General features: G+C 72.7%; 11 protein-coding genes. 2 read left to right on the top strand and 9 right to left on the bottom strand.

Going from position 1 to position 11,772, the window contains the following annotated elements; all coding sequences use genetic code 11:
* Positions 1 to 119: 119 nt before the first annotated feature.
* On the bottom strand, positions 120 to 1,379 hold the full coding sequence (locus tag DEI84_RS05270) for a class I SAM-dependent RNA methyltransferase (protein WP_110889958.1): 1,260 nt from the start codon (positions 1,377 to 1,379) through the stop codon (positions 120 to 122).
* Positions 1,380 to 1,393: 14 nt separating this feature from the next.
* Between DEI84_RS05270 and DEI84_RS05275 the strand changes: the two genes are divergently transcribed.
* On the top strand, positions 1,394 to 2,209 hold the full coding sequence (locus DEI84_RS05275; RefSeq protein WP_110889959.1) for a nucleoside triphosphate pyrophosphatase: 816 nt from the start codon (positions 1,394 to 1,396) through the stop codon (positions 2,207 to 2,209).
* A gap of 79 nt (positions 2,210 to 2,288) precedes the next feature.
* On the top strand, positions 2,289 to 4,061 hold the full coding sequence (locus DEI84_RS05280; RefSeq protein ID WP_110824544.1) for a biotin carboxylase N-terminal domain-containing protein: 1,773 nt from the start codon (positions 2,289 to 2,291) through the stop codon (positions 4,059 to 4,061).
* 143 nt (positions 4,062 to 4,204) lie between these two features.
* On the opposite strand, the gene DEI84_RS05285 is transcribed toward DEI84_RS05280, so the two are convergent.
* The 8 genes from DEI84_RS05285 to DEI84_RS05320 form a co-directional block, all read right to left on the bottom strand.
* Positions 4,205 to 5,155 carry a hypothetical protein gene (locus DEI84_RS05285; protein ID WP_146234082.1) on the bottom strand — a complete coding sequence of 317 codons (951 nt, stop codon included), beginning with the start codon at positions 5,153 to 5,155 and terminating at the stop codon, positions 4,205 to 4,207.
* Between the two features lie 221 nt (positions 5,156 to 5,376).
* Entirely contained in the window at positions 5,377 to 7,044 is a 1,668-nt protein-coding gene (locus tag DEI84_RS05290; protein ID WP_375537644.1) for a phospho-sugar mutase, read from the bottom strand.
* A 98-nt stretch (positions 7,045 to 7,142) separates the two neighbouring features.
* Positions 7,143 to 7,973, bottom strand: coding sequence for a purine-nucleoside phosphorylase (locus tag DEI84_RS05295; protein ID WP_110889961.1), 831 nt, complete (start codon positions 7,971 to 7,973; stop codon positions 7,143 to 7,145).
* Positions 7,974 to 7,997: 24 nt separating this feature from the next.
* Positions 7,998 to 8,270: a PTS sugar transporter subunit IIB gene (locus DEI84_RS05300; protein WP_110824547.1), complete on the bottom strand. Its 273-nt coding sequence runs from the start codon at positions 8,268 to 8,270 to the stop codon at positions 7,998 to 8,000.
* Positions 8,267 to 8,716 carry a PTS sugar transporter subunit IIA gene (locus DEI84_RS05305; protein WP_110889962.1) on the bottom strand — a complete coding sequence of 150 codons (450 nt, stop codon included), beginning with the start codon at positions 8,714 to 8,716 and terminating at the stop codon, positions 8,267 to 8,269. The genes DEI84_RS05300 and DEI84_RS05305 overlap by 4 nt, the downstream gene beginning before the upstream one ends.
* A 4-nt stretch (positions 8,717 to 8,720) precedes the next feature.
* Positions 8,721 to 9,833, bottom strand: a complete 1,113-nt coding sequence (locus tag DEI84_RS05310; RefSeq protein ID WP_110889963.1) for an adenosine deaminase — start codon at positions 9,831 to 9,833, stop codon at positions 8,721 to 8,723.
* Between the two features lie 154 nt (positions 9,834 to 9,987).
* On the bottom strand, positions 9,988 to 11,274 hold the full coding sequence (locus tag DEI84_RS05315) for a thymidine phosphorylase (protein WP_110889964.1): 1,287 nt from the start codon (positions 11,272 to 11,274) through the stop codon (positions 9,988 to 9,990).
* Between the two features lie 2 nt (positions 11,275 to 11,276).
* Positions 11,277 to 11,711 (bottom strand): cytidine deaminase, encoded by a 435-nt coding sequence (locus DEI84_RS05320; RefSeq protein WP_258367396.1) that lies wholly within the window; start codon positions 11,709 to 11,711, stop codon positions 11,277 to 11,279.
* Positions 11,712 to 11,772 lie beyond the last annotated feature (61 nt).

Below are 11,772 nucleotides of genomic sequence, written 5' to 3' on the forward strand. Positions count from 1 at the left end.
TCTCGTTGTGACGACGCACCGGGCCCTGTCCCGACGGCCGTCCAGACACCAAGGATACCCAGGTCAGGGCCAGCTTCGTACCCCGCGACGGAAGTGCCGGGCCGGATGCGCCGACCGGCTCAGGCGACCGGCACCAGACGGGCCACGGCCTCCAGGTGGTGGGTGTGCGGGAAGAGGTCGAAGGCACGCAGGGCCTCCAGCCGGTAGCCGAGGTCGGCGAAGGTGGCCACGTCCCGTGCCAGTGCGACCGGGTCGCAGGCGACGTAGACGACCTGGGCCGGCTGCAGCGCCGCGACGGACACCACGACGTCCCGACCGGCACCGGCCCGGGGCGGGTCGAGCACCACGGTGCCGGCGCGGAGGCGGTCGCGCTCCGGACGCGAGGCCTGCTCGACCGTGCGGGCCAACCAGCGGTCGACCCGGCCGGTCTCGGCACGGGCACCGATCCACTCGGCGAGGTTCTCCTGCGCGTGCTCCGTCGCCCGGGTCGCGCTCTCGACGCTCGTGACCCGGGCACGTGGGCCGGCGAGGTCGGCGAGCGCGGCGGCGAGGAGGCCGACGCCGCCGTACAGGTCGAGGTGCTGGCCCTCCGGGTCCAGGCGCGCGGGGTCGACCAGGTCGTGCACGGCGGCGGTGAGGACGGCGGGCGCCGCCCGGTGCACCTGCCAGAAGCCGGTGTCGTCCACGGCGAAGGTCCGGTCGCCGACGACCTCGTGCACGACGGTCGGACGCTGGGCGTCGACCACGAGCCGGGCTCCCTCGGAGCCGCTCGGGCTGAGGACGTCGACGACCTCCGCCCCCGGCATCGAGCCGCGGGCGATCGGTGCGGACGCCTGCACGGCGGCGGTCGCGAGCGGCAGCGAGGTGACCGGGACGACGGTGTGCGACCGCGCAGCGAAGGGGCCGGGCGTGCCGTCGGCGTCGACGTGCAGCCGGATGCGGGTGCGCCACCCGAGGCCGTCCGACTCGTCGTCGCCAGGCGCCGACTCCACGACGACGGGCGTGCCGAGCAGGTCGTCGAGGTCGATCCGGCCGAACCGCGAGAACGAGTCGACGAGGACGTCCCGCTTCAGGGTCCGCTGGTGGGCCAGGGCGATGTGCCCGAACTCGGCGCCGCCCGGGCGGACGGCGGGGTCACGGTCCAGAGCCGCCTCCGGCCAGACGTGGTCGACACGGTGCTCGCTCGGATCGAGGACCTCGACCGTGTCGGCGCGCCAGAACGACTTCTTCCGGTCCTCGGTCACGCGGGCGATGACCCGCTCCCCGGGGACCGCGTCCGTGACGAACACCACGCGTCCCTCGTGCCGTGCCACCGAGATGCCGCCGTGGGCGATCCCGGTGACGTCGAGTTCGAGCAGTGTGCCGACGGATTCACCCATGGTTCGATGTTCCCATGCGTCTGTACCTCGCGAGCACCTCCCCCGCCCGTCGTGCGCTCCTGGCGCAGTCCGGGATCGAGCCGGTGCTCGTGTCGCCGGGCGTCGACGAGGACGCGGTGGGCGCCGCGGAACGGGAGCGGCTCGGGCGGGACCTCACCGGACCGGAGCTCGTGGCGCTGCTCGCGGTCGCCAAGGCCACCGCGGTCGCCGACGGCTCGGTGGCGGTCGACGACGGCGCTCCGCTCGACGGCATCGTCTTCGGCGGCGACTCGGCGTTCGAGGTCGACGGGCAGCTGTACGGCAAGCCGCACGACCCGGAGGTCGCCCGGGAGCGCTGGCGACAGATGCTCGCCGCCGGTGGCGGGACGCTGTGGAGCGGCCACTGCGTCATCGACCGGCGGGCCAGCAGCGGACCGGCCGTGTCGGGGCCGGGAGGCGCGGGGCGGGCGGGCGACGAGCCTCCCGTCCGATCCGCAGCACCGGCGCGGACCGGGTCCGGGACGTCGGCGTCGACCGACGCGGTCCCGTCGCTGGGCGCCGTCGCGGCCGGCGGGTCGGCACTCGTCGTCGACGGCGACCGCGTGGTCGCGGTCGACAGCGCTGTCCTCACCTTCGCCGACGACATGTCCCCGGCGGAGATCGACGCCTACGTCGCCACGGGCGAGCCCCTCGAGGTGGCCGGGGCCTTCACGATCGACGGCCGGGCGGCCGCCTACATCGCGCGGATCGACGGGACACCGTCCGCGGTCGTCGGACTCTCGCTCCCCGTGCTCCGGTCGATGCTCCTCCGGGGCTTCGGGCTCGCCTGGCACGACCTCTGGGCGCTGTAGACATCCACCTGCATCCCGAGGGGTTTCTTGTGGATGCCGGTCAAAACACGACCTCGGCACACGAATACGCTGATGTTCCATGCCCCGCATCAGCAAGGTCCTCATCGCGAACCGCGGCGAGATCGCCGTCCGCATCATCCGCGCGGCCCGCGACGCGGGCAAGGCCTCGGTCGCGGTCTACGCCGACCAGGACCGTGACGCCCTGCACGCACGCCTCGCCGACGAGGCCTACGCGCTGAACGGCACCACGAGCGCCGACACCTACCTGGTCATCGAGAAGATCATCTCGGTCGCCCGCCGCTCCGGTGCCGACGCCGTCCACCCGGGCTACGGCTTCCTCGCCGAGAACGCCGACTTCGCCCGGGCCGTCATCGACGCCGGACTCACCTGGATCGGCCCGTCGCCCGAGTCGATCGAGCGCCTCGGCGACAAGGTCTCCGCGCGGCACGTGGCCGAGAAGGTCGGGGCGCCGCTCGCCCCCGGCACCATCGAGCCGGTGCAGGACGTGTCCGAGGTCTTCGACTTCGTCGACCAGGTCGGCCTGCCCGTGGCGATCAAGGCCGCCTTCGGAGGCGGTGGTCGAGGCCTCAAGGTCGTGCGCGACCGCGCCTCCGTCGAGGAGCTCTTCGAGTCCGCGACGCGCGAGGCCATCGCCGCGTTCGGTCGCGGCGAGTGCTTCGTCGAGAAGTACCTCGACAAGCCGCGCCACGTCGAGACCCAGTGCCTCGCCGACGAGCACGGCAACGTCGTCGTCGTGTCGACGCGTGACTGCTCCCTGCAGCGTCGGCACCAGAAGCTCGTCGAGGAGGCCCCGGCGCCGTACCTGACGGACTCCCAGCAGGAGCGGCTGTACGCGTCGTCGAAGGCGATCCTCCGCGAGGTCGGCTACGTCGGCGCGGGCACGTGTGAGTTCCTCATCGGCGCCGACGGCACGGTGTCGTTCCTCGAGGTGAACACCCGTCTCCAGGTCGAGCACTGCGTGTCCGAGGAGGTCACCGGCATCGACCTCGTCCGCGAGCAGTTCCGCATCGCCGAGGGCGGCACGCTCGACTACGCCGACCCGACCCCGCGCGGGCACTCGTTCGAGTTCCGCATCAACGGGGAGGACCCGGGCCGCAACTTCTTCCCCGCGCCGGGTCCGGTGCACGTCTTCAACGCCCCGTCGGGCCCCGGCGTCCGGGTCGACTCCGGCGTGGTGTCGGGCGACGTCGTCTCCGGCTCGTTCGACTCGATGCTCGCGAAGCTCATCGTGACCGGCGCCACCCGCGCCGAGGCCCTCGAGCGCTCCCGCCGCGCCCTCGCCGAGTTCGAGGTCGCCGGGCTCCCCACCGTCATCCCGTTCCACCGCGCGGTCGTCAGCGACCCGGCCTTCGCGACCGACGACGCCACGCCGTTCTCGATCTACACGCAGTGGATCGAGACCGACTTCGTCAACGAGATCCCGGCCTGGAGCGGTGAGCCCGAGGAGCTCCCGGTCCCCGGCGAGCGTGACAGCGTGGTCGTCGAGGTGCAGGGCAAGCGCATCGAGGTCACGATGCCGTCGATCGTCGGTGGCTCCGGTGGCGCCCGTCGTCCGTCCGGCCCCTCCGCGCCGCCCAAGCGCCGGTCCTCGGCCGTCAAGGGTGGACGCGCGGCGTCGGGCTCCTCGGTCGCGTCGCCGATGCAGGCCACCGTCGTGAAGCTCGCGGTCGCCGAGGGCGACACCGTCGTCAAGGGCGACCTGCTCGTCGTCCTCGAGGCCATGAAGATGGAGCAGCCCGTCCAGGCGCACAAGGACGGCGTCGTCACGGGGCTGAACGCCCCCGTGGGCCAGACGGTCTCCTCCGGGCACGTCCTGCTCGAGCTCGCGTAGCGCGGGCCGCGCGGCGTGCCCCGCGGTGCCGGTCGGACCCGCACAACACGAACCGCCCCGAACCACGGCCATCCGTGGTTCGGGGCGGTCTTCGTTGTGCGGCGCCGATCCGCGCTGGGACCCCGCGGTGCCGCTGCCGTCGTTCACCGGATCGTCCGGAACCGTCGCTCCTCCAGCGGGAGGCCGAGGCCCACGAGCAGTGCCCGCAGCAGGCTCGTGTCCTGCGTCTCCGCCCAGCCGAACCGCCCGACCCGCCGCACCTCCGGGACGAGTCGGAGTCGGTCCTCGCGACGCTTCTCCTGGACGAGGACGTCCTCGGCGGTGAGGCCGGCAGCGCGCAGAGCCGGGTCCCGGTACTTCGCCGCGCCGTCGAACTCGAGGACGACGCCCTGGTCGGGGAACCAGAAGTCGACCCGCGCGACGAAACCCGCTCGGTCCTGGAAGTCGACCTGGAGTCGCGGCCGTGGTGCCCCGACCTCGTCCAGCGCGACCCGGGCGATGGACTCCCCGACCGATCCAGTGCGCTGGTCCGCGAACGCGATCGCGAACCGCGCACGGTCCCGGCCGTGCACAGCGGACCGGGAGCTGAGTTCCGCTTGGAGCGCCGCGCGGTCTGTGCCACGTTGCAACGCGACGTCGAGCACGGGGACGGAGCGCCGGAGCTCCTGCGTCAGCGCGATGTCGACGACCGTGGTCAGCAGGTCCGTGACCGCCCGACCGGACGGGGTCCGGACGACGCGTGTCGCCCGCCCCTTCCCGGGGTGCTTCCGCAGCAGTCGGAGCGACTGGGCGGTCTCGCGGTGCGGGTCGATGACGTCGACCACCTCGGGCAGTTCCCCGCTCCAGGGCAGTCCGTGCAGAGCGACGGCCGAGACGTGGGACACGACGAGCCGCTGCGCGATCCGGTCGTCGATCGCGTCGATCCGGGCGAGGTGACGGGTCCGGGCGTCGGCCGCTCGCCACCGCTCGGCCTCGACGTACCTGCCGGGAGCGAGCCGGACGAGGACGCCTCGGTCGGCAGCCGCGACGAGGTCGGCTCCTCGTCGACCGGTGGGGTCGGCAGTGCCACCCCTGATGATGTGGAGTCGTTGCATCCCTGCAGCCTCGTGCGCTGCCCGTCCGGCGACGATCGACTCCACCCACCTGTGGACACCAGCGTGGAAGCCGCCCGTCGTGGAGGACTAGCCCGGTTCCGGTCGCACCGACACAACGAGAACCCGCTCGGACCGTTGGATCCAGTGGTTCGAGCGGGTTCTCGTTGTGCGGGTGCGCCGCGTGCGGGTGCGCACCGTGCGCGTGCGCGGTGCGGAGCGCGCTACGACACGAGGGGGCGGACCGCCGCCGCCAGGCGGTCGGTCATGGCGCCGGCCTCGGCCGACGTGGCCGCGACGGTGTCGATGTAGACCTTCACCTTGGGCTCCGTGCCGCTCGGGCGGACGATGACCCGCGCCCCGCCCTCCAGGTCGAAGCGCAGGATGTCGGACGGCGGGAAGCCCTCGACGCCGTCCAGGAAGTCAGTCACCGAGGTGATCGTGATGCCGCCGAGTTCCGTCGGCGTGGACGATCGCAGGGAGGCCATGATCTCCCCGATGCGCGACAGGTCGTCGACGCGGGTCGAGACCTGCCCGGAGGAGAACGCCCCGAACCGCTCGGCGAACGCATCGAGCTGGTCGGCGATGGTCCTCCCGTCGGCAGCGAGTTCGGTCGCGAGCGACAGCAGTTCGAGTGCGGCGGAGATGCCGTCCTTGTCGCGCACGACCTGCGGGTCGACGAGGTACCCCAGCGCTTCCTCGTAACCGAACAGCAGGTCGGGGACGCGGGAGACCCACTTGAACCCGGTGAGGGTGTCGCGGTACCCGAGGCCGTGCTGTTCAGCGACGCGGGACAGCGCCGGCGAGCTGACGATCGATGCGGCGAGTACCCCGGTCGAGCCGGCGGCGGCAGCACGGGCCGCGGCACGCCAGCCGAGGAGCCAGCCGACCTCGTTGCCGGAGAGTCGACGGTAGGAGCCGGCACCGTCGGGGATCGCGAGCGCCAGGCGGTCGGCGTCCGGGTCGTTGGCGATGACGAGGTCCGCTCCGAGTTCGACACCGCGCGCGATCGACAGGTCCATCGCGCCCGGCTCCTCCGGGTTCGGGAAGGACACCGTCGGGAACGCCCCGTCCGGCTCGATCTGCTCGGGCACCACCGCGGGCTCACGGAAGCCGGCACGCGTGAACACGGCCCGGGCCGTCTCCCACCCGACGCCGTGCATGGCCGTGTAGACGACGGAGGGCTGCGCCTCGACCGCGAGGAGCGGGGCCGGCACGGTCGCGGCCGTGGCGTCGACGTACGCCTGCACGAGGGTCTGGTCCGCGACGGTGTAGTCCGTCGCCCGGTCGAGCGACCGGATGTCCCCCGCTGCGACGACGTCGATCGCGGCGGCGATCTCGGCGTCGACCGGCGGCACGATCTGCGAGCCCGCGTCCGCACCGCCGAGGTACACCTTGTAGCCGTTGTCCCGCGGCGGGTTGTGGCTGGCCGTGACCATGACACCGGCCCCGACGTCGAGGTGCCGGACGGCGAACGCGACGAGCGGCGTCGGCAGCGCGCTCGGGAGCAGCGTGACGTCGAGCCCGAGGCCGCGCATGACCTCGGCGGAGTCCCGAGCGAAGACGTCCGAGTTGACGCGACCGTCGTACCCGATCACGACGCTGCGGTCACGACCGGAGTCGATGAGGAAGCGGGCGAGACCGGCGGCCGCCTGCGTGACGACGACTCGGTTCATCCGCAGCGGACCGGCACCGAGTTCGGCGCGGAGACCGGCGGTCCCGAACTGCAGCCGACCGGCGAACCGTGCTGTCAGTTCGTCCGTGTCCGCCGCGTCGACCAGCTCCTGCAGTTCCGCGCGGGTCTCCTGGTCGGGGTCCTGTTCGATCCACGCACGGGCGGTCGCCAGCACGTCCGGCGCACCCCTGTCACCCAGGTCGCCACCGTCGCCCAGGACGCCACCGTTCCCCAGGTCGCCACCGTTCCCCAGGTCGCCGCCGTCGACGAGGTCGCCGTCCGCGAGGGCACCGTCGCTCGGGCCGTCGTAGGGGGTCACAGTGCGGCCACCACGCGGGCGAGCAGGTCCGCGATCACGGGCTCGGCCTGCTTGCCCGCCTCGAGCACCTCGGTGTGCGACAGCGGGGTCTTCTGGATGCCCGCGGCGAGGTTCGTGATGAGCGAGAAGCCGAGGACCTCCATGCCGGCCTGCCGGGCGCCGATGGCCTCGAGCGCGGTCGACATGCCCACGATGTGGCCGCCGATCGCCTTGGCCATCTGGACCTCGGCCGGGGTCTCGTAGTGCGGCCCGCGGAACTGCGTGTAGACGCCCTCGTCGAGAGAGGGGTCGATCGACTTCGCCACCGCGCGGAGACGGGCCGAGTACAGGTCCGTCAGATCGATGAACGTCGCGCCCTCGAGCGGGCTGTCGGCGGTGAGGTTGATGTGGTCGCTGATGAGGACCGGCGTGCCGGGCGTCCAGGTCTCCTTGATGCCACCGGCGCCGTTCGTGAGCACCATGACCGAGGCACCCGTCGCGGCGGCGGTGCGGACGCTGTGCACGACCCGACGGACGCCGTGGCCCTCGTAGTAGTGCGTGCGAGCGCCGATGACGAGCGCGTGCCGGCCGTCGGCGAGCCGGATGGAGCGGACGGTGCCGGAGTGTCCGGGCACAGCCGAGGCGCTGAAGCCGGGGACGTCCGCCGCGGGGATCTCGGACACGGTCTCCCCGAGGAGGTCGGCGGCCTTCCCCCAGCCGGAGCCGAGCGTCAGGGCGACGTCGTGCCGCTCGATGCCGGACCGGGACGCGATGACGGCTGCGGCGTCACGGGCCACGTCGAAGGGGTCCACGGCGGGGTCGTTCAGGGGGTTGTCGGTGCTGACCATGCGCCGATCGTACCGGCCCGACCCCTACCCGAGCGCCCTGTCCACAGCCGCCGTGATCTCGCTCTGGTCGAAGTGGTTCCGGATCACGATGACCTCGGCGTACGTCGTCCCGATGGTCTCGACGAACTCCTGGCTCGTCAGGATGACGTTGGCGTCGTCGGCGACCTGCCGCACGGAGGCGACGTCCGCCGCGACCACCTCGGCCGTGAGTCCGAGCGAGGCGAGCGCCTTCTCCGCGTTGACCTTGAGGATGGCGCTCGCGCCGATGCCGGCACCGCAGATGGTCACGATCTTCATGCCGTCGTCACTCCCATGATGGCCCGGACCTCGTCGGCCGTGGCGGCGGCAGCGAGCCGCCCGGTGACCGAGGGGGCGTTGAACAGGTTGGCGATCGCGCCGATCGACTCGAGGTGTGTGCCGACCTCCGCGACGGCGAGCCCGAGCACGACCGACACCGGGTCGTTGTGCGGGTGCCCGAACACCACCGGCGACGCCAGCGTGACGACCGCCAGGCCGTCCCGCAGGACGCTCGACCCCGGCCGGGCGTGCGCGAACGCGAGCCCCGGCGAGATGACGATGTACGGCCCGTGCTCCTCGACCATGGCGGTCATGGCGTCGGTGTACGCCTCGGTGGTCGCTCCCGATGCGACGAGGGCGCCGCCGACCGCCCGCAGCGCGTCCCGCCACGAGGACGCGGACGCCCCGAGCACGACGGCCGGGTCCGGCAGTGGCGGCAGCCCCATCGGATCAGGCCTCCGCGTACCCGGCGGTGATCGCGGCGATGATCTCCTCGCGGTCCTCGAGCGGCAGGAACGACCCGAGCGCCGCGTTGATCTGGAACGCGGCGAGGTCGTCGAGGTCGTAGCCGAACGTGCCGGCGAGCAGCGCCAGCTCCTTCGACAGCGAGGTGTTGCTCATCAGGCGGTTGTCGGTGTTCACCGTGACGCGGAAGCCGAGCTGGTACAGGACGTCGATCGGGTGGTCGGCCAGGTCGTCGCCCCACGCGGCGACCGCACCGGTCTGCAGGTTCGACGACGGGGAGACCTCGAGCGGGATCTCGCGGTCCCGCACCCAGGATGCGACCTCGCCGAGCGTGGCGAGCATGGACCCGTCACCGCCGTCGGTCAGGGTGACGTCCTCGAACACGCGCACGCCGTGCCCGAGGCGGAGGGCGCGACCGTCGACGAGCGCCGACCGGATGGAGGCGAGGCCGTCGGCCTCGCCAGCGTGCACCGTCACGGGGAAGAGCTCGGAGGCGAGGTACTCGAACGCCGCCCGGTGGTTCGAGGCCGGGAAGCCGGCCTCGGCCCCGGCGATGTCGAAGCCGACGACGCCGCGGTCGCGGTGACGCACGGCGAGTTCGGCGATCTCCATCGACCGGTCGGCGTGCCGCATCGCCGTGACGAGCTGCCCGATGCGGATCGACCCGCCGGCGGCGTCGACCGCCTCCTCGATGCCGGCTTGCACGGCCTCCACCGTCTCGTCGAGGGTGAGCCCCCGCTGCAGGTGCTGCTCGGGGGCCCAGCGGATCTCCCCGTAGACGACGCCGTCCGCGACGAGGTCCTCGACGAACTCGCGGGCGACGCGGGTGAGCCCGGCGGCGGTCTGCATGACGGCGGTGGTCACGTCGAAGGTCTTCAGGTACTCGACCAGGGAGCCCGAGTTCGACTGGTCCGCGAACCAGGTGGCGAGTTCGGCCGGGTCCGTGGTCGGGAGGTCGACCCCGTCGGTCGCCGCGAGCTCGATGACGGTGGCCGGACGGAGTCCGCCGTCCAGGTGGTCGTGCAGCGAGACCTTCGGCAGGTCGTTGATGACCGCTCCGGCGTCGGGCAGGCGGTAGGTCGTGGCGGCGTCGCTCATGCGTCCAAGGCTACCGGTCGCGGACGCGCCACCGCAGTCGCGGACCCACGGGACCGTGGACGACGGACCACCGCGTCCCCACGGTGGACGAGACGGACGGGAGGCCCGCCACAGCACGTGTGGCGGGCCTCCCGTCCGGCTGCTGGTCGCGTCGCTACTGGATCCGCTCGCGCACGATCGGACCGCGCTCCGGCGCGGAGTCCCCGATCGACCAGGCACCCTCGAGCGACTCGAGCGCGCGCTCGAACCGCGCGGGCTCGTCGGTGTGCAGCGTCCACAGGGGCTGGCCGGCCGTGACGGTGTCGCCCGGCTTGACGTGCAGCTCGATGCCGGCACCGGCCTGCACCGGGTCCTGGGCGCGGGCACGACCGGCACCGAGGCGCCAGGCCGCGATGCCGAAGGGCAGGGCCTCCTGCGTGGCGAGGACACCGGACTCGGTCGCGGTGACGACGTGGGTCTCCGCGGCGACCGGCAGCGCGGCCGAGGCGTCGCCGCCCTGGGCCTCGATCATCCGGCGCCACGTGTCCATCGCCCGGCCGTCGGCCAGTGCCGCCGCGGGGTCGGCGTCGGGCTGCCCCGCCAGACGCAGCATCTCGGCCGCCAGCGCGACCGTGAGCTCGACGACGTCCGCGGGGCCGCCACCGGCGAGGACCTCGACGGACTCGCGGACCTCGAGGGCGTTGCCGATCGTCAGGCCGAGCGGGACCTCCATGTCGGTGAGGAGCGCCGAGGTGGCGACGCCCGCGTCCTTGCCGAGGTCGACCATCGTCTGTGCGAGGAGCTTCGACTGCTCGAAGTCCTCCATGAAGGCGCCGGAGCCGAACTTCACGTCGAGGACGAGCGCCGCGGTGCCCTCGGCGATCTTCTTCGACATGATGCTCGACGCGATGAGCGGGATGCACTCGACCGTGCCGGTGATGTCCCGCAGGGCGTAGAGCTTCTTGTCGGCCGGGGCCAGGCCCGAGCCGGCGGCGCAGATGACGGCGCCGACCTGGTCGAGGATCTCCGTCATGCGCTCGTTCGAGATCGCGGCCTGCCAGCCCGGGATCGACTCGAGCTTGTCGAGGGTGCCGCCCGTGTGGCCGAGGCCGCGCCCGGACAGCTGCGGGACCGCGACGCCGAACGTCGCGACGAGGGGCGCGAGCGGCAGCGTGATCTTGTCGCCGACGCCGCCGGTGGAGTGCTTGTCGACCGTGGTCTTGCCGAGCGAGCCGAACGACATCCGCTCCCCCGACGCGATCATCGCGAGGGTGAGGTCCTTGATCTCCCGACGCTCCATGCCGTTCAGGAAGACCGCCATCGCGAACGCGGCCATCTGCTCGTCCCCGACGTAGCCGCGCGTGTAGGCGTCGACCAGCCAGTCGATCTCCGGCGTGGAGAGGGCGCCGTGCGAGCGCTTCGTGCGGATGAGGTCGACGGTGTCGAAGGGCTCGACTGCCATGGTCAGTGCTCCTGCTGGTAGGTGACGAGGGTCCGGGGGCCGAAGGCGTCCGGCAGGACCTCGTCGATGGTGCGGATGCCCGAGACGGTCTCGAGGAGCATGCCCTCGGCCGAGTGTTCGAACAGCAGTTGCCGGCAGCGGCCGCACGGCATGAGGGTCGCCCCGTCGCCGTCCACGCAGGTGAACGCGACGAGCTTGCCGCCGCCGGTCATGAAGAGTTGCGACACGAGCGAGCACTCGGCGCAGAGGGTCACACCGTACGAGGCGTTCTCGACGTTGCAGCCGGACACGATCCGGCCGTCGTCGGTGAGTGCCGCGGCGCCCACCGGGAAGGACGAGTACGGCACGTAGGCGCGGCCCATCGCGGTGGTGGCGGCCTCGCGGAGCGCGTCCCAGTCGACGTCGCCGTCGGCGGCCGCCGCCGTGCTCCCGTCGATCCGCGCCTCCGGGTCGGCCGGGAGGGTCGTGGCCGGGTCCGTCCAGGCCGGCTCGCCGGTC

It is taken from the genome of Curtobacterium sp. MCBD17_023, from assembly GCF_003224415.1.
In the GTDB taxonomy this organism is placed as follows: Bacteria; Actinomycetota; Actinomycetes; order Actinomycetales; family Microbacteriaceae; genus Curtobacterium.

Excerpts from the sequence above, each read along its gene's own strand:
- DEI84_RS05270 (WP_110889958.1), bottom strand. The coding sequence starts at position 1,379 with ATGGGTGAATCCGTCGGCACACTGCTCGAACTCGACGTCACCGGGATC.
- DEI84_RS05275 (WP_110889959.1), top strand. The coding sequence starts at position 1,394 with ATGCGTCTGTACCTCGCGAGCACCTCCCCCGCCCGTCGTGCGCTCCTG.
- DEI84_RS05280 (WP_110824544.1), top strand. The coding sequence starts at position 2,289 with ATGCCCCGCATCAGCAAGGTCCTCATCGCGAACCGCGGCGAGATCGCC.
- DEI84_RS05285 (WP_146234082.1), bottom strand. The coding sequence starts at position 5,155 with ATGCAACGACTCCACATCATCAGGGGTGGCACTGCCGACCCCACCGGT.
- DEI84_RS05295 (WP_110889961.1), bottom strand. The coding sequence starts at position 7,973 with ATGGTCAGCACCGACAACCCCCTGAACGACCCCGCCGTGGACCCCTTC.
- DEI84_RS05300 (WP_110824547.1), bottom strand. The coding sequence starts at position 8,270 with ATGAAGATCGTGACCATCTGCGGTGCCGGCATCGGCGCGAGCGCCATC.
- DEI84_RS05305 (WP_110889962.1), bottom strand. The coding sequence starts at position 8,716 with ATGGGGCTGCCGCCACTGCCGGACCCGGCCGTCGTGCTCGGGGCGTCC.
- DEI84_RS05310 (WP_110889963.1), bottom strand. The coding sequence starts at position 9,833 with ATGAGCGACGCCGCCACGACCTACCGCCTGCCCGACGCCGGAGCGGTC.
- DEI84_RS05315 (WP_110889964.1), bottom strand. The coding sequence starts at position 11,274 with ATGGCAGTCGAGCCCTTCGACACCGTCGACCTCATCCGCACGAAGCGC.